Here is a 16,964-nt window from a genome sequence, read left to right on the forward strand (position 1 = left end):
TTGCCCGACTCATTCGGGCTACAGCATTCTCCTCCGAGAGCCGATACAGCGAGGACAGCTACCGGCAGGGAGAGGGGCGCCCGATGGCAGTGGACGAGGGAGTCGCACCGGCGACTGGGGCAGGCGGGTCGGAGCCGGTGCACCGGCTTAAACCCAACGCTATCGGGTTGTTGGGCGTGGTGTTCATGGCCGTCGCGACGGCCGCGCCGATCACCGCGATGACGGGGAACGTGCCGTTCATCGTGTCGTCCGGCAACGGCGTCGGCGCCCCCGCGAGCTACCTCGTCGCAATGGTCGTACTGGGAATCTTTTCCGTCGGTTTCACAACAATGGCACGGCACATCACGTCGACGGGCGCGTTCTACGGGTTCATCTCGTACGGCCTCGGCCGAACCGTCGGCCTCGCCTCGGGCCTCCTCGCGACGTTCGCGTACGTCGTGTTCGAGCCGGCGCTGATCGGCATCTTCTCCTCGTTCGCGACGTCGACTCTCAAGGATCAGACGGGAGTTCACGTCCCGTGGTGGGCGTTCGCGGTGCTGATGCTGGCCGTCAACGCGATGGGGACCTGGTTCGGGGTGTCCGTCGCGGAGAAGCTGCTCGTCGTGCTGCTGGCGACCGAGGTCACCGTCCTCGCCGCGATGGCCGTCTCCGTCCTGCTGCACGGCGGCGGCCCCGACGGCCTCTCGCTCGACCCCGTGAACCCGGTGAACGCCTTCCAGGGCACCTCGGCCGGGCTCGGCCTCTTCTTCGCGTTCTGGTCGTGGGTCGGCTTCGAGTCGACGGCGATGTACGGGGAGGAGTCCCGCGACCCGAAGCGGATCATCCCGAAGGCAACGATGGTGAGTGTCCTGGGAGTTGGCGTCTTCTACGTCTTCGTCTCGTGGATGGCGATCAGCGGCGTCGGCGAGGGCAACGCGGTGAAGATCGCGACCGCCGACCCGCTCGCCCTGTTCTTCGACCCCACCGAGCAGTACGTCGGCCACTGGGCCGTCGTCGTCATGCAGTGGCTGATGATCACCGGCTCGCTCGCCTGCGGTATGGCCTTCCACAACTGCGCGGCTCGCTACGTGTACGCCCTCAGCCGCGAGGGTGTAGTCCCCTACCTCCAGAGGACTACGGGGCGTACCCACCCCCGGCACGGCTCCCCGCACATCGCCGGCCTCGTCCAGACCGCCGTGTCCGCCGTCCTCATCGGCGCGTTCTGGCTGGCCGGGAAGGACCCGTACTCCGGTACGTACGTCCTGCTCGCCATCCTCGGCACGATGGCGATCCTCGTCGTCCAGGCGGTCTGCTCGTTCGCCGTCCTCGTCTACTTCCGCTCCCACCACCCCGAGAGCCGGCACTGGTTCCGGACGTTCACCGCACCGATCGTCGGGGGCGTGGCGATGCTCGCGGTCGTCGTCCTGCTCGTGTCCAACATGGGGGCGGCGGCGGGGCCGGAGTCGGGCGCGCTGCTGCTGAGGGCGACGCCGTGGCTGGTGGCGTTCATCGCGCTCGGGGGGATCGGTTACGCGCAGTTCCTGAAGCGGCGGGCGCCCGAGCGGTACGCGCTGCTGGGGCGGACGGTGCTGGAGGAGACGAAGGAACGCTGACCGGCAGTGACCGGGTTCAGCAACCGTTCTCCGAAACCGGTCACGTCCGCTCTCACCGGCCCGACGCCACGTCCGAGGCGTTGCCGAACATCTCGTCGCGGTGGATCCGCCACCGCTCCATCATGGCCGCAATCTCCCCGTCGACGAACTCGAAGAAGGCCAGCGTCTCGGCCATCCGGCGCCCCGCAGGCGTGGTCTCGCCGAGGCTGTCCACTCCCTCCCGCAGCGACGCCTCCCACCTGCGCAGGACGGACTCGCGGTTGGTGAGCGCCTCGTACCACTGGTTGCTGTGCACCCGGTACCGCTCCCGCCGTGAGCCGGGCTCCCGCTCGCGGGTGACCATGTGCTGCTGGGAGAGGTAGCGCACCCCGCCGGACACCGCCGCCGGGCTGACCTGGAGCTGCTCACCGAGGTCGGCGGCGGTGAGGGCGCCCGCGTCGGAGGAGAGGAGCGCGGCGAAGATCCGGGCCGGCATGCGCTGCATCCCCGCCTCTAGGAGCTGCGCCGCGAAGGACTCGACGAACCTGGAGACGGCCGCCGGGTCGCGTTCGTCTGCTGCTTCATCCATGTTCCCACCCTATCGGGGCTTCTGGGGTTTCCGAGACTTCCGTAGCTTCCGGAACTTTCGTAGCATCCGAGATTTCATTAACTTCACAAATTTCTGAAAGAAGCGTACGTTCTGAAGCATGACCGTCACCGCGCCCGGACCCGCCATCGAGGTCTCCGGCCTGCACAAGTCCTTCGGCCGCACCCATGCCCTGGACGGCCTCCACCTCAGGGTGGAGACCGGCGAGGTGCACGGCTTCCTGGGTCCGAACGGCGCCGGCAAGTCCACCGCCATCCGCGTCCTGCTCGGCCTGCTGCGCGCCGACTCCGGCACCGCTCGCATCCTCGGCCACGACCCGTGGAAGGACGCGGTGGAGGTCCACCGCCGTATCGCGTACGTCCCCGGCGACGTCACCCTGTGGCGCAACCTCTCCGGCGGCGAGGTCATCGACCTGTACGGCCGGCTGCGCGGCGGCCCCCTCGACCCGCGCCGCCGCGCCGACCTGGTCGACCGCTTCGAACTCGACCCGACGAAGAAGGGCCGCACCTACTCCAAGGGCAACCGGCAGAAGGTCGCCCTGGTCGCCGCCTTCGCCTCGGACGTGGACCTGCTGATCCTCGACGAACCGACCTCCGGACTCGACCCGTTGATGGAAGAGGTGTTCCGCGACTGCGTACGCGAGGAGCGCGAGCGCGGCCGGACGGTGCTGCTCTCCTCCCACATCCTCAGCGAGGTCGAGGAGTTGTGCGACCGCGTGAGCATCATCCGGCAGGGCCGGACCGTGGAGACCGGCTCCCTCGCCGAACTGCGCCACCTCACCCGCACCAGCATCAGGGCCGAACTCGCTGCCCCACCCGGAGAGTTGGCCGACCTTCCCGGCGTCCACGACCTCGACGTCCAGGGCACCCGGGTCCGCCTCCAGGTCGAGACCGGCGAACTCGACGCCGTACTCAGGAAGTTGAACGAGTCCGGGGTGCGCTCACTGACGTCGACCCCTCCCACGCTGGAGGAGCTGTTCCTGCGCCACTACCAGCGGGAAGAGGCGGGCATCCGATGACAACTCTCGCCGGAACCGGGACACTTCTGCGCTTCGCGCTCCGCCGCGACCGGCTGCTCATCCCGCTCTGGGTGGCCGTCAACGCCCTGCTCGTCCTGTCGATGCCGAACACGCTGAAGAACCTGTACGGCACCCAGGCCGAACGCGACCACCTGCTGGGCCAGTTGGAGACGAACTCCTCCTTCCGGTCGTTGATCGGCCCGCTCTTCGGTGACTCCCTCGGCGCCCTCACCGCCTGGCGCGTCGGCGTCTTCGCGGGCGCCCTCGCGGCCACCGCCGCTCTCCTGGTCGTCGTGCGTCACACCCGCGAGGAGGAGGAGACCGGCAGGCAGGAGCTCGTCTCGGCCGGGGCGGTGGGCCGGCGGGCCTCGCTCACGGCGGCTCTGCTGGCCTCGGCCGTCGCGAGCGGCGTGCTCGGACTGCTCGTGACGGCCGGCCTCGCCGGGCAGGGTGTATCGGGGGCGCTGGCGTTCGGGCTCGGGCTCGCGGGCGTCGGGATGGTGTTCGCGACGCTCACCGCCGTCGTCGTCCAGCTGACGGAAAGCGCGCGGCTGGCAAGGGGGTTGGCCGCTGCTGTGATCGGGCTCGCGTACGTGCTGCGGGCGGCCGGAGACTCGGCGACTTCTGATGGTTCGTCACTTCTGACCTGGGTCTCGCCGTTGGGCTGGCTGGAGAACCTGCGGCCGTTCGCCGGTGAACGCTGGTGGGTGCTGGGGCTGTTCGCGGTGGCCGCCACCGTCCAGGGTGTGCTCGCGTACGTCCTGGCCGGGCGGCGCGACGTGGGCATGAGCTTCCTGCCGACGCGCCCCGGGCCCGCCACCGGCGGCCTCGGCACCGCCCTGGCCCTGGCCTGGCGGCTGCACCGCGGGAGCGTCTTCGGCTGGGGGCTCGGGTTCTTCCTCACCGGGGTGGTGTTCGGCGGTCTCACCGACGGGGTCGCCGATCTCGTCGGTGACAACGAGCGGACGCGCGAGATCTTCGAGCGGATGGGCGGACAGTCGGGCCTCGCCGACGCCTTCCTCGCGTCGATGACCGGACTCGTGGGGCTCGTCGCGGCACTGTACGTCGTCGCCTCGGTGTTGCGGCTGCACGGTGAAGAGACGTCCGGGCGGGCCGAGTTGGTGCTCGCGAACGCGGTGGGGCGGGTGCGGTGGGCCGCCGGTCATCTGCTGATCGCCTTCGGTGGGTCGGCCGTCCTCATGCTGCTCGCGGGGCTGGGATTCGGCGCCGGGTACGGGCAGCGGCTCGGGCCGATCCTGGGGGCGTGTCTGGTGCAGCTCGTCGGCGTGTGGGTGATCGGCGGGCTGGCGGTGCTGCTGGTCGGGGCAACTCCCCGACTGGCGACGGCGAGTTGGGGTGTCGCCGGGGCCGCGCTGCTCATCGGGTGGGTGGGGCCGGCCCTCGACGTTCCCCAACTGGTGCTGGATCTCTCTCCGTTCGGACACCTGCCCAAGTTGCCTGGTGGTGAGATGAGTTGGGGGCCGATGGGTGTACTGCTGGCGCTGGCCGGGGTGTTGGTGGCCGGAGGGCTCGTGGGGCTGCGCCGCCGTGATCTGGTGACCTGACCGGTCCGCTCTTCTGCCGGGAACTCGGGGCGAGTTGGGCGCGTCCTGGTTCCCATGAAGGGCAACGGGCGGGACGCGGCGGGGTGTCTGCTGGCGGTCGGTGGAGCGGGAGCCGGGCTGGCGCTGTGGTCGGTCGACGTCCGTGGGCGGTTCTACCGGTTCGAGGCGATGTCCGACTGGAGCGTCCTGTACGCCGAACTCCCGCTGGCCGTCCTGGGTGGGACGGCCGCCGGACTCCTGTTGTGGGCAACGCTGTTGAGGCGCAGGAAGCCCTGACGTCCTAGATCTCGACGTCCAGCCCCTCCAACCCCCTGATGACGAAGTTGGGTTTGCGGCGGGGCTCCCGCGCGCGGTGCAGCGTCGGCGCCTTCTCCAGCAGGGCCGCCATGGACGCCGCCAGCTCGATGCGGGCCAGTGGCGCGCCGATGCAGTAGTGGATACCGGCGCTGAAGGAGATGTGCGGGTTGTCCGTGCGGCGCAGGTCGAGGCGCTCGGGGTCGCTGAAGACGGCCGGGTCGTGGTTCGCGGCGCCGAAGAGGAGCGCGATCTCGGCGCCGCGCGGGACGGTGACGCCGTCGATCTCGATGTCGTCCAGCACCCAGCGCTCGAAGAGCTGGAGCGGGGTGTCGTACCGCATCAACTCCTCCACCGCACCCGGGATCAGGGAGTGGTCGGCGCGCAACAGGGCCAGCTGGTCAGGGTTGTTGAAGAGGGCGTTCCAGCCGTTCACGGTGGCGTTGACGGTCGCCTCGTGTCCTGCGTTGAGGAGCAGGACGGCGGTGGAGATCATCTCCTGCTCGGTGAGGCGGTCGCCCTCGTCGTGGGCGGCGATGAGGCCCGACATCAGGTCGTCGCCGGGCGAGTTGCGCCGTTCGGCGATCAACTCCCGCAGGTAGTCGGAGAATTCGACGGAGGCCCGTACGGCTTCCGCCGCCGTCTCCTCGGACGGGTTCAGCTCGTACATGCCGCAGATGGCCGCCGACCAGGGGCGCAGCGGTGCGCGGTCGCTCTCGGGGATGCCCAGCATCTCGGCGATGACGGCGACGGGGAGCGGTTCGGCGACGTCGGTGAGGAGGTCGCCGCCGCCGCGCTCGACGAGCTGCTCGGCCAACTCCCCGGCCAGCTTGGTGACATACGGCTTGAGCTGCTCAACCGTGCGCGGGGTGAAGGCTTTTGAGACGAGCCGTCGGATGCGGGTGTGGTCCGGCGGTTCAAGGTCCAGCATGCCGTGGTCGTTGAGCGTGTGGAACGGCTCGTGCTCGGCGGGCGGCGGGGTCCGGCCGAAATCCTCGTGCTCGTACCGGTGCAGGTAGGTGCGTCCGAGCCGCCGGTCCCGCAGCAGCGCCGAGACGTCCGCGTGGTGCGGGACGAGCCACTGGTCCGTGCGCTCGTAGTGGATCACCCGCCCCCGCTCACGCAGTCCGGCGTACGCGGGGTACGGGTCGGCGAGGAACGCCGGGTCCCAGGGGTCGAAGGCTGCCATGCCCGGACGCTAACCCGGAAAACCGGCTCTGACCAGGGCCTCTTCCGTACGCGGTCATCACTTTCCGCAACGGCTCCCGGAGGGGACCAGGTCCCGCATGACCGAACCCGCTCGACACGGCCCGCTGACCGCGTTCGCCGCAGAGCTACTCCAACCGGGCGACCTGGCCCTCTTCAACGCGGACTCAGGCGCAAATGGCCTGAGTTGAGCGCCGTCACGAAGGTGGAGAGGGGGGCGGAGCGGGCCGGGGCTTTCGAGTCGCGGACCGCTATGCGGGCGGGCAGCTCCGCCGTCTCGACGAACGCGGACCACCCCTCCAGGCCGGAGAGGTGGTCCAACTTCCGCCAGAACTCGCTTACTTGACCATCGTCATGCCGCTCCGTGCAGCCGCCGCAGGACCCACCCCGTTGTAGTACGGGTGGTACGTCCACTGCCCGGCGCCCGCGCTGATCGCCTTCCCCGCCGCGTCCAGCGTCGCCGCAGCCACCGAACCCGTGCCCCCGAACGTCGCCGTGAACTGGATGCTCGCCGACGCCTGCGTGAGGTAGCTCTGGACGGTGCCCGGCAGGACCGTCGCCTTGGGGGTCCAGATCAGCGGGCTGAAGACGTTCATCGCGGCGGCGGCCGAGATGCCGTCCCGCCAGGCCGGACCGACCAGCGTGATCTGCCTCGGCGCCGCCCACCAGAACTTCGCGAGCGCGACGGACGTCGCCTCGTCGGTGGCGCCGGAGACCGGGTAGTAGACGGAGTTCGACGGCCACCTCGGGAAGCTCCCGTGCGCCACCGCGTACGCGGCGGGCGAACCCACCGGGATGATCATCGTCTTCGTGGGGTTCAGGCCGTTGAGGTACGCCTGGACCGGCGCCGTCAGCTTGTTGCCGTTGCTGAGGACGACGCCGGCCGCGCCGCTCGTACCGCCGGACCCGGCAGCCACCGCTGCCGCGAGCGCCGCGTGGTAGTCGGCGCCGGTCGCGACGAAGACGTACTTCGGCGCGGTCGTGATCGCCTTGGCGGACAGCACCGACGTCGCGTACCGGTCCGCGCCCGCGATCCGCTGGGGCGTGTAGCCGAGGGCCTTGACCTGCGAGGCGACCGTGTTCGTGAGGATCGAGGTGCCGCCCATGAGGTAGACGGGGGCGCCCTTCTTCAGCGTCCGCTTCAGCTCGTTCTTGACGGCGGTCGTGAGGCCGGTCTTCGGCGTGGCCAGCACCGGGCCCGCCTTCTTGCCGGCGAGCGCGGGCGCGGTCAGCGCGTACGCCCAGTCGTCATGGTTGACCAGCACCGCCGACCGCGCGTTCATCAGCCCGGGCACGCTCGGCGCGCCCAGCTTGTTCCACGTCCAGCGCGAGGCCGCGATGTTCGTCGCGTCCGGCGTCGCACCCCACACCCGCCCGGTGTTGTTCTTCCGCAGCGGCTGCCAGCTCGGCCGGTCCCCCTTGGGCGTACCCGGCACCTGCGTCACCGCGCCGGAGGCCAGGTCGACGTACGCCGTGCTGTGCACGTCCGTCGCGTCGCTCGCGGTGTGCGCGTCGAACACGATCCGCTTGCCGGTCGGCGACCACGACGGGTGCTCGGCCCAGCCCGTCCCGCTCGTCCGCTGCCGCACCCCCGTGCCGTCCGCGTTCGCCGTGAACACCTGCCGGAGACCGCCCGCGTCCTTGCGCACGAACGCCAGTTGCCCGCCGTCCGGCGAGAACGCGGGCTGCGCCGCGTCGTCCAGCACCTTCCTCACGGTCCGCTTGGCGTTGTCGTACACGTACACCGCGTCGGCGCCCGTGCAGTTGCCCGTGGGACGGCGGGTGAACGCGACCTGCCCCTTCTCGTTCACCGTCGGGCCGCTGTCGCACACCGACGCCGGTTCGAGCGCCGCCGTCAGCAGCGGCTGCGGCACCCGGGTGCCGTCCGACGGACCCGCGACGAGCTGCCCGCCCGACGCGAACACGACAGCCTGCCCGCCCCACCAGAACGTCAGGTCCTGGTACGGCGCGCTCCTGCGCACCCCCTGCGGCTTCGGCAGCAAGAACTGCCCGCTCCCGTCGGGCCGCACGCTGGCGATCCTGCCCCCTACGACGCTGACGATCCGGCTGCCGTCCGGCGCCCACGTCGCGTACGTCCCCGCCCCGCCGCCGACCTTCGTCTGCGCCCCGGTCGCCGGGTCCACCAGCACCGGACCGTCGGTCAGCAGCTTCCCCTCCGTGCCCGGCCAGGACCCGGCGCCGTCGGCCAGGGCGCCCGGCGCCAGCGCCAGGCTTCCTACGGCGGCCAGCGTCACCGCCGACGCGAGCGTCGCCGCGCCGCGACGTGTGAACAACGAACTCAAGGTGTCGACCCCCCAATGGATCAGACGCTCCGCCCTGCCGTCCCCCGGCCCGGCACGGAGCAGATGAGAAAAAGCGATGAGTCGCGTCCCGCCGGGTCAGCCGAGGTCACTCGGCCGACTCACAGTCGCGGCACAGCGTCTGAGTGAGCGTAGGTCCCGAAGTGACCGGCGAGGAGGGGGTTTACGGGTTCATGGGAACACATTGACGATTTTGGTCCCTATCCCGGCACCACCAGCCTCGTCTCGTACGCGAACACCGCCGCCTGCGTCCGGTCCCGCAGCCCCAGCTTCACCAGGATCCGGCTGACGTGGGTCTTCACCGTCGACTCCGCCACCACCAGGTGCTCCGCCATCTCCGCGTTCGACAGGCCCTGCGCGATCAGCACCAGCACCTCCGTCTCCCGCTCGGTCAGATCCCCGTACGCCGCCTGGGCACTCGCCGGGACCCGGGGCCTCTCGCTCTCCGCGAGCCGCGAGAACTCGGTGATCAGCCGCTTCGTCACCGAGGGCGCGAGGAGCGACTCCCCGGACGCCACCACCCGTACCCCCTCCGCCAGTTGCCGCGCCGAGGCGTCCTTCAGCAGGAACCCGGAGGCGCCCGCCCGCAGCGCCTGGTACACGTACTCGTCCAGGTCGAACGTCGTCAGCACCAGCACCTTCGTGGCGCCGTCCGCCGCCACGATCTCCCGCGTCGCCTCGATCCCGTTCAGCTCCGGCATCCGGATGTCCATCAGCACCACGTCCGGCGCGAGGTCACGCACCTTCGCCACGGCCTCCCGCCCGTTCACCGCCTCCCCGACCACCTCGATGTCGGGCATCGCGTTGAGCAGGACCGAGAATCCCTCCCGCACCATCATCTGGTCGTCCGCCACCAGCACCCTGATCGTCATGTCCCGCCTCCCCTCTCACTCCGTGCCATGGGCCACGACCGGCAGGAACACCGCCACCTCGTAGCCCCCGTCGTCCGTACCGCCCGTCGTCATCTCGCCGTTCAGCATCATCACCCGCTCCTTCATCCCCGTCAGGCCGTGCCCCTCGCCCGCCTGCGCCTTGGCCGGCGACGGGTGCTCCGCCGGGCCGTTCACCACCCGTATCCCGAGGCCCCCGAGCACATACCCGAACTCCACCGTCGCCTTCGCCCCCGGCGCGTGCCGCAGGGTGTTGCTCAGGGCCTCCTGCACGATGCGGTACGCCGACAGCTCCACCCCCTGGGGCAGCTCCCGCACCGCTCCCGTCGTCACCTTCTCCACCTCCAGGCCGGCCTCCCGCACGTTCGCCAGCAGGCCGTCCAGCTCCGCCAGCGACGGCTGCGGGGCGTCCGGCACCTCATAGTCCTCGGCGCGGACCACGCCCAGCACCCGGCGCAGTTCGGTGAGCGCCGCCACCGCGTTCTCCCTGATCGTCGCGAACGCCTTCGCCAGCTCCGGCGGGGTGTTCTCCACCCGGTAGGGGGCCGCCTCCGCCTGGATGGCCACCACCGACATGTGGTGCGCCACCACGTCGTGCAACTCCCGGGCTATCGTCGTGCGTTCCTCCAGCAGCGTCCGCCGGGAGCGCTCGTGCTCCGTCACCGTCTGCTGCGCCGTGACCTCCCGCTCCGCCTGCCGGCGGGTGTGCCACACGGTGACGGCGAGCAGGGCGAACGCGGAGAGCACCAGCATCGGGCCCGTGTCCGTGCCGTACCCGTCGTGGCTCCAGCGGAAGAGCGACTCGGCGGTGAAGCCGTAGACGGCCGTCAGCAGCCACATCCAGGCCGCCGTGCGCGGGCGGGTGCGGACCGCCACCACCGTCAGCACCAGCAGGTGGGAGATGAAGGGGCCCGGCTCCCAGGGCCACAGCGTGTACGACGTGCCGACCGCCGCGACCGCCGTCGTCGACGCGAACGAGAGCCAGAAGGCGCCCACCGGCCGGACCAGCGTCAGCAGCACCGGCGCCAGGACCAGGAGGCCGCACACCATGTTGAGGGCGCCGTCCCGGGAGTACGTCCACGTGTTCATCATCGCCAGGACGCCGCCCGCCGCGACCAGGCCGTGCCTCGCCCAGGCCGCGTACTCCCGACGCCGGCCCTTCAGCCGGCGGACCAGGCGGCTCTCGTCGCCCAGGCGGGGCAGCGGGCGGTAGGCGAAGGCGTCGTCGATCAGGTCCCCCCGCAGCCCGCGCAGGGCGTCCAGGGCCGCCTTGGCCTCCGGACTGCGCGGGGTGTATCCGCCGCCGTCCGAATCGCCGTACGGGGTCTGCGGATCCATGATCCGCGTCCGGGTGGTCTGCGTCGTCTCGGTCACATTCACCACCGTAGGCCGGGGCCGGAATCGTCGTCGTCACCACTGAGAGGGGTTCCGCCGGGTCCATCTCAAGTACTACGGGGTCTCCCCCACACCTGGCCGGACCCGGCGAAGCACCGCTCAGCGGACGGCCGGGCGCACGAGCCCCACCTCGTACGCGAACACCGCCGCCTGCGTCCGGTCCCGCAGCCCCAACTTGACCAGGATCCGGCCCACATGGGTCTTCACCGTCTGCTCGGCGACGCACAGGTGCCGGGCGATCTCCCCGTTCGACAGGCCCTGCGCGATCAGCGACAGCACCTCCGTCTCCCGCTCGGTGATCTCCTCCAGGCGCACCTTCTCGGGCGCGCGCGGGCCGCTGTCGATGCGGGCGAACTCGGTGATCAGCTTGCGGGTGATACCGGGGGCGAGCATGGCGTCGCCCGCCGCGACGATCCTGACGGCCTCGGCGACCTGGTCGGCGGAGGCGTCCTTCAGCAGGAACCCGGAGGCGCCGGCGCGCAGTGCCTCGTACACGTACTCGTCGAGGTCGAAGGTCGTCAGCACCAGCACCTTCATGTCCGGCAGCAGGGCCGTGATCCGGCGCGTCGCCTCGATGCCGTTCAGGTCGGGCATCCGGATGTCCATCAGGACGACGTCCGGGGTGAGTTCGGCCGCCTTCTCCACCGCGTCCAGGCCGTCGACCGCCTGGCCGATCACCTCGATCCCGGGCTGCTTGTCCAGCAGGACGGTGAAGCCCTGCCGGATCATCTGCTGGTCGTCCGCGATGAGTACGCGGATCTTCGTGTCGTTCGTCATCTCTTCTCGTCTCCTGTCTCGTTGTCGGGAGGAGGCTGCCGAAGGGACGGGACGTCGCCCCGTCCCTTCTTCCGGAACGCCTCCGGGAGGATCAATCGAACGTTCGGAAGGTCGGACATCTGCTGCACCAGTCCGGGGAGGGCCACGTACGCCTCGTCGCTCGCGGGGCTGTCCACGCGGACGCCGTCACGCGGCAGGAACGCCGAGACGACGAAGCCGCCGTGCAGAGTCGGGTGGGCCATCAGGTGGCCGCCCAGCATCGCCGCGCGCTCGCGCATCCCCAGCAGTCCGTGCCCCGCGCCGGGGGACGGGTCGGCCCGGCCGCTCGATGCGGAGTTCGTGACGCACAGGTACACGCCGTCCCGCCGCTGCTCGATCTCCACGGTCGCGCCGGCCCCCGGCGCGTGCCGCAGCACGTTGCTGAGCGCCTCCTGCACGATCCGGTACGCCGAGAGCTGGACGCCCGGTGAGTACGGCGGCGTCGGCGGCTCGCCGGTCATCTCCTTGACCACGTCCAGCCCCGCCGCACGGGTGTTGTCCAGCAGCGCGTCCAGCCGGTCCAGGGTGGGCTGCGGAGCGTCCGGCGCCGTGCCGGTCGCCGCGCCGAGCCCGTACGGCCCGTCGGGGTCCTCGGGGCTCTCCGAACGCAACACCCCCAGCACCCGGCGCAGTTCGGTCAGCGCCTCCAGCGCGTTCTGCCGGATGCCCGCGAGGTTCTCCTTCAGCTCCTCGGACGGGTCCGCCACCAGGTGCGGGGCCACCTGCGCCTGGATCGAGATCACCGACATGTGGTGCGCCACCACGTCGTGCAGCTCCCGCGCGATACGGGTGCGCTCCTCCAGCAGCGTGCGCCGCGCGCGCTCCTCCGCGGTGATGCCGGTCTGCTCGACGAGTTCGGTCCGGGCCTCGCGACGGCCTCGCAGGGCGGCGCCCACGAGGACGAAGCCCAGGAAGACGGCCATCGCCAGCACACCGCTCGGGGAGTAGTACCCGCCGCCGATCACGCCCTCCACGATCCAGGTGGCCAGCGCGGTCAGGGCCAGCACCTCGGCGGAGACACGCGCGCGGACCCGCAGGGCGACCAGGAGGAGGACCAGTGCGTGGACGACCATCCCGGGAACGCCCCAGGGCCAGGGGACATCGCCGTTCCAGACGACGTGGTTCGGTCCCGGGACAGTGCCCGTCATCAGCCGGTTGCGTGCTCCCAGGGCCGCCACGACCGTGGCCACCAGGGACAGCCACCACCCGTGCAGCGGCCACCACAGCGCCACGACCAGCGCCACGCTCTGCGCCGCCGCGCACAACAGGCCGAACTCGACGCCCAGTTGGTACCGCGTACTGAACTGGTCCCCGTTCGCCAGCACCGCCACGAGCGCCGCCAGGCACACCAGCCCGTGCGGCAGCCACCGCAGCCACACCGACGGCGGCAACGGCATCGCCTCGGTCGGCCACAGGTCCCGCCGCAGCGCGACGAACATCCGCCCCGCCCGCGTCTCCCGCAGTGCGCGGCGCCGACGGTCCTCGCCCGATGACCGGCGCAGTGCGCGCTCCAGGTGCTTCTCCAGCTGTGTCACCCTCATCACCCTATGCACCGCCGACCTCCTTCAGAGCGGCCGATCCCGGGCACGGAAGCGGATGCTTCCGGCCTGTGACCAGGTGCGCCAACATCCGCTCCTTGCCTGGTGGTTCACCGGCGGAACGCGTCGCCCTGTTGACGATCACGCCCCGCGCACGCCCTCCCCCACGACGGCCCGGCCGCGTCTCCCAGCCGTGGAACGCCGCCCAGCACACCGCGAGCGCCGGCACGAACACCGGGAGCCACAGGAGCCGGTACGGGACCCAGGCCAGGGTGTCGGGGCGGGTGTGGAGGCCGGGGAGGTGGCCGGCGGACAGCGCCAGGGCCGTCGTCGCCATCAGGGCCGTCAGGTGCCAGAGGAACACCGTCATCGCCGAGAGGTTGAGCAGGGCCACCGCCGTCCACGCGCGGGGCCGCCGCATCGCCCGGCGCAGTCGGCCCCGCAGCAGCAGCGCCGCTCCGCACTGGGCCAGCCCGAAGGTGACCGCCGCCAGTGTCGGCGGGTTCAGGTTGGAGATCTCCTCCCCCGGCACCCCCACCATCGACGCCGGGTACCCGCCCCACCGGACCAGCACCGCCGTCACCACCGCACCGCCGGTCAGCAGGACCCACCCGGCGCGCGGGCGCTCCAGTTCGCCCCGCGTCCAGGCCGCGCCCAGCGTGTACGGCACCGCCCAGCCCGCCGCGAGGTTGACCCAGCCCAGCCAGGACGGGCCGCCGAGCCCGAAGCGGACCAGGTCCACGTGGAGCACCACCACCAGCGGCCACAGCGGGTTGAGCCGTGCCAGCAGCGGGGTCGCCGCCGTCAGCAGCGCGAAGACCAGGAGGAACCACAGCGGGGACAGCGCCAGCTTCACGACCGTGTGCACCGTCAGGAACGAGGCGCCGCCCAGCAGGAGGCAGACGGTCACCGTCAGCCACACGGCCACGAGCGCGGCCACCGGCCGGAACAGCCGCGCGAGGCGGGCCCGCAGCCAGCCGACGTAGACACCGGGCGACGGCCCCCGTCCAGCGCCGGCCCAGGCGGCCCGCCCTGCCCCGTGCGCACGGCCCGTGCCCCGTGCCCTCTCCCGCGCCGCCGCGTAACTCCGCGTCGCCACATGCCCGCCCACCATGAAGAACACCGCGAGCGTCTGGAACGTCCACGACACCGGCGCCAGCCACGGCATCGACGCCAGCGGGCTCGCCGCACGCAGGGTGTCGCCGTCGGCGACCAGGGCGGTCACCAGCCAGTGGCCGAGGACGACACCGAGGATGGCCAGCGCGCGCAGGGCGTCCACCGCGCGGTCGCGGTGCGGGGGTGTGGCGGCGTCGATGCGGGCCGCCATGCGGGCCAGGTAGGTGCCGCGCGGATCACGTGTGGTGAACACGGGTGACCTCCGTCGACTCGCCGAGAACGATCCGGGTGAGGTTGGCCAGCGAGACCGAGCCCGGGGTGAAGTAGTCGCTGTGCCCGCCGTCTCCGGCGGCGAAGACGCGGGCGCCGAAGGCCGGGGAGACCGGGTCCGTGCCGAAGCCGATCGTCGTACCGAAGAGGTGGGTGCTGGTGTGCGGGACGTCCGCGACCCAGTCGTCCGCTCCGCGCGCCGCCCATACCCGGGCGCGGGTGTCCAGGTCGGCCGCCGAATCCGCGCCGGTGCCGGGGCTGGCGAGGAGGACCAGGTCGTCGGCGTCCAGGCCGTCGGCCGCTCGGGCGCACACCACCGTGCCGTAGGAGTGGCACAGGACGCTGACGTCGGTGTCCCGGCCGGTGAGGGCGCGCAGCCCGGCGACGAGGTCGCGCAGGTCCGGCGCCGCCTCCTGCGCCCGGTCCGGCGTCAGGACCGTCGTACTGATCGTGCCCGGCGTCGTGTACCCGAGCCAGGCGACCACCGCCGTCCCCGAACCGGCCGGGCCCTCTCGGGTGAGCCGGCGGTGGAGGGCCTCGGCTCCCGCGCGGAAGCGTTCGTACGTGTCCAGCGTGGTGTCGGAGCCGGGGACCAGGACCGCGATGCGGTGTGCGTGTGCCAGGTCGCCGAAGACCTCCGTGGCCCGGCCCTCGCCGCGGCCGTCGAAGGAGAGGAGGCGCCGGTCGGGGTCGGCCAGCCTCCGGTCGGCCTCGGCCCTGTGCCGGTCGCCGTTGTCCCGGGCCATCCTCGACGCCAGCTCGGCGCCGGCCCGGTTGGCCGCGTACGTCTTCTCCAGCGTCGCGGCCGTCAGCGGGAGCGCCGGCGCCGGAGTGGGTGCCGGGATGTCGGGGCGGGCCGCCGCGACAAGGGGGACGACCACCGCCGCGACGACCAGGACGGCGAGCAGGGCCCGGAGCAGGCGCCCCGCCCTTCCATCCGTCTTCTCCGCGTCACCGAGTCGCATCGCCGCGCCCCTCCCCGTCCAGACCGCCCGACCGTCGGGCGAACTGGTTGCGAAGTTACGGATCGGCGCTCGTCGTCCGCGTCCCGCCTGAGAGCTCTTCTTCGACGTAGCTCTCAGGTATGACGCGGACTACGAAAGGACTGGGGAAGGACTGCGGAAGGCTCGAAGCGGAGATACCCGGGAGCTAACCGGGGACTACCACAGACGTACGGAAGAGCCGCCGAGTGAGCCAGGCTCCCACCTCACCAAGCCAGCTGCGCGATCTCCTCCCCCACCACCGCGCAAGCGTCCGCCACCGGATCGATCAGCGGGAAGTGTCCGACGTCCTCCAGCAGCGTCACCCCCACCACCTCCCCCGCCTTCGCCGCCGCGTCCGCGTACGCCTCCGCGACCGCCATCGGCACGACCTCGTCCGCACGGCCCTGCACGATCGCCGTGGCGATGCCTGTCGGCAGCAGCAGCGCCGGGTCGGCGTACGGCCGCCGCTCGGCGAACTTCCCTTCCCCGCCGAGGAGTTGAGTGGAGGCGCCGCCGCACACGTCGAGCTTCCGCGCGATCTCGAAGTCGGCGATCGGCGCGAGCGCGACCACGCCCCGCAGGTTCGGCGGAGCGGCCGTGCGCCAGGGCGCGTCGGCCGGGAGGAGGTGCCGGGCGGCGGCCCACAGCGCGAGGTGGCCGCCGGCCGAGTGGCCGGTGAGGACGGTACGGCGCGGGTCGGCCGTGGGGAGGACCTCCCGGACGAGGGCGGGGAGCGCGTCGAGCGCGGCGGCGACGTCGTCGAAGGTGTCCGGCCAGCGCCCCGCGACCGGCGTCGCGTCCGCGTCGTCCGCCACCGGAGCGTTTCCGCCGGAGGTCCCGTCGGTCCCCAACTCCCCGCGCCGGTACTCGACGTTGGCGACGGCGAACCCGCGCCGGGCCAGGAAGTCCGCGAACGGCGTCAGGTGCCGGCGGTCGTACGGCGCGCGCCAGGCTCCCCCGTGCAGCACGACGACCAGCGGCGCGAGTCCCCCCGTACCCCTCGTAGTCCTCGGGAGGTAGAAGTCGATCACCTGGTCGGGGTGGTCACCGTAGGCGGCGGTCACGTCGGGGTCGACGGGCGGATGCGAGAAGGCGGACTGCTCCTCGGCGGCGGTCCGGGCTGCGGCGACGTCGTCCGGCATGCTCCAACCTCTCAGCAACGAAATGGAATTGACGACCAGACAGATGAGGACGGCTACTACTGATCCGTCCGCTGGCGGGGACGGTATCAGGCCCGTGACGTGCACGGACACGCGGATATCACGCTGGGTGAGGGGTAAACGGTTCTGCCCGGATATGACACCCCCGCCCCTCGTACCGTACGTGCCGAAGGGCACACCGCGCGTGGTCGTGCGGTGTGCCCTTCGTGTGAAC

Annotated in this window: 15 protein-coding genes; 4 read left to right on the forward strand and 11 right to left on the reverse strand. The window is 71.6% G+C overall.

Annotation, left to right across the window (positions count from 1 at the left end):
* The first annotated feature begins 83 nt into the window (after positions 1-83).
* Complete coding sequence (locus J8M50_RS00530) at positions 84-1,592, forward strand: APC family permease (protein ID WP_029183436.1); 1,509 nt, start codon at positions 84-86, stop codon at positions 1,590-1,592.
* A gap of 52 nt (positions 1,593-1,644) precedes the next feature.
* On the opposite strand, the gene J8M50_RS00535 is transcribed toward J8M50_RS00530, so the two are convergent.
* Positions 1,645-2,160 (reverse strand): GbsR/MarR family transcriptional regulator, encoded by a 516-nt coding sequence (locus J8M50_RS00535; protein ID WP_010350834.1) that lies wholly within the window; start codon positions 2,158-2,160, stop codon positions 1,645-1,647.
* A gap of 118 nt (positions 2,161-2,278) precedes the next feature.
* On the opposite strand from J8M50_RS00535, the gene J8M50_RS00540 reads away from it, so the two are divergent.
* The 3 genes from J8M50_RS00540 to J8M50_RS00550 are packed head-to-tail and all read left to right on the forward strand — an operon-like array spanning position 2,279 to position 5,037.
* Positions 2,279-3,196, forward strand: a complete 918-nt coding sequence (locus J8M50_RS00540) for an ABC transporter ATP-binding protein (protein WP_010350833.1) — start codon at positions 2,279-2,281, stop codon at positions 3,194-3,196.
* Complete coding sequence (locus tag J8M50_RS00545; protein WP_010350832.1) at positions 3,193-4,761, forward strand: ABC transporter permease; 1,569 nt, start codon at positions 3,193-3,195, stop codon at positions 4,759-4,761. The genes J8M50_RS00540 and J8M50_RS00545 overlap by 4 nt, the downstream gene beginning before the upstream one ends.
* Before the next feature lie 54 nt (positions 4,762-4,815).
* Positions 4,816-5,037: a hypothetical protein gene (locus tag J8M50_RS00550; protein ID WP_010350831.1), complete on the forward strand. Its 222-nt coding sequence runs from the start codon at positions 4,816-4,818 to the stop codon at positions 5,035-5,037.
* 4 nt (positions 5,038-5,041) lie between these two features.
* On the opposite strand, the gene J8M50_RS00555 is transcribed toward J8M50_RS00550, so the two are convergent.
* The 10 genes from J8M50_RS00555 to J8M50_RS00600 form a co-directional block, all read right to left on the reverse strand.
* Positions 5,042-6,244, reverse strand: coding sequence for a cytochrome P450 (locus tag J8M50_RS00555; protein ID WP_010350830.1), 1,203 nt, complete (start codon positions 6,242-6,244; stop codon positions 5,042-5,044).
* 173 nt (positions 6,245-6,417) lie between these two features.
* Entirely contained in the window at positions 6,418-6,582 is a 165-nt protein-coding gene (locus J8M50_RS00560; RefSeq protein WP_010350829.1) for a DUF397 domain-containing protein, read from the reverse strand.
* A gap of 17 nt (positions 6,583-6,599) precedes the next feature.
* On the reverse strand, positions 6,600-8,555 hold the full coding sequence (locus J8M50_RS00565; protein WP_010350828.1) for a cell wall-binding repeat-containing protein: 1,956 nt from the start codon (positions 8,553-8,555) through the stop codon (positions 6,600-6,602).
* 227 nt (positions 8,556-8,782) lie between these two features.
* Positions 8,783-9,454 (reverse strand): response regulator, encoded by a 672-nt coding sequence (locus tag J8M50_RS00570; protein WP_010350827.1) that lies wholly within the window; start codon positions 9,452-9,454, stop codon positions 8,783-8,785.
* Between the two features lie 15 nt (positions 9,455-9,469).
* The gene (locus J8M50_RS00575; RefSeq protein WP_010350826.1) at positions 9,470-10,846 is read right to left on the reverse strand and encodes a sensor histidine kinase; all 1,377 of its coding nucleotides are present in this window, start codon (positions 10,844-10,846) and stop codon (positions 9,470-9,472) included.
* A gap of 120 nt (positions 10,847-10,966) precedes the next feature.
* Complete coding sequence (locus tag J8M50_RS00580; RefSeq protein WP_010350825.1) at positions 10,967-11,644, reverse strand: response regulator; 678 nt, start codon at positions 11,642-11,644, stop codon at positions 10,967-10,969.
* A complete protein-coding gene (locus tag J8M50_RS00585; protein ID WP_010350824.1) occupies positions 11,641-13,224 on the reverse strand; it encodes a sensor histidine kinase in 1,584 nt (527 codons plus the stop codon). Before J8M50_RS00585 ends, J8M50_RS00580 begins: the two co-directional genes overlap by 4 nt.
* Before the next feature lie 4 nt (positions 13,225-13,228).
* Positions 13,229-14,548, reverse strand: coding sequence for an acyltransferase family protein (locus tag J8M50_RS00590; RefSeq protein WP_078480460.1), 1,320 nt, complete (start codon positions 14,546-14,548; stop codon positions 13,229-13,231).
* Positions 14,549-14,573: 25 nt separating this feature from the next.
* Positions 14,574-15,572 (reverse strand): alpha/beta hydrolase, encoded by a 999-nt coding sequence (locus J8M50_RS00595; protein WP_010350822.1) that lies wholly within the window; start codon positions 15,570-15,572, stop codon positions 14,574-14,576.
* 242 nt (positions 15,573-15,814) lie between these two features.
* The gene (locus J8M50_RS00600) at positions 15,815-16,732 is read right to left on the reverse strand and encodes an alpha/beta hydrolase (RefSeq protein WP_010350821.1); all 918 of its coding nucleotides are present in this window, start codon (positions 16,730-16,732) and stop codon (positions 15,815-15,817) included.
* Positions 16,733-16,964 lie beyond the last annotated feature (232 nt).

The organism is Streptomyces acidiscabies, assembly GCF_020010905.1.
Classification (GTDB): Bacteria; Actinomycetota; Actinomycetes; order Streptomycetales; family Streptomycetaceae; genus Streptomyces; species Streptomyces acidiscabies.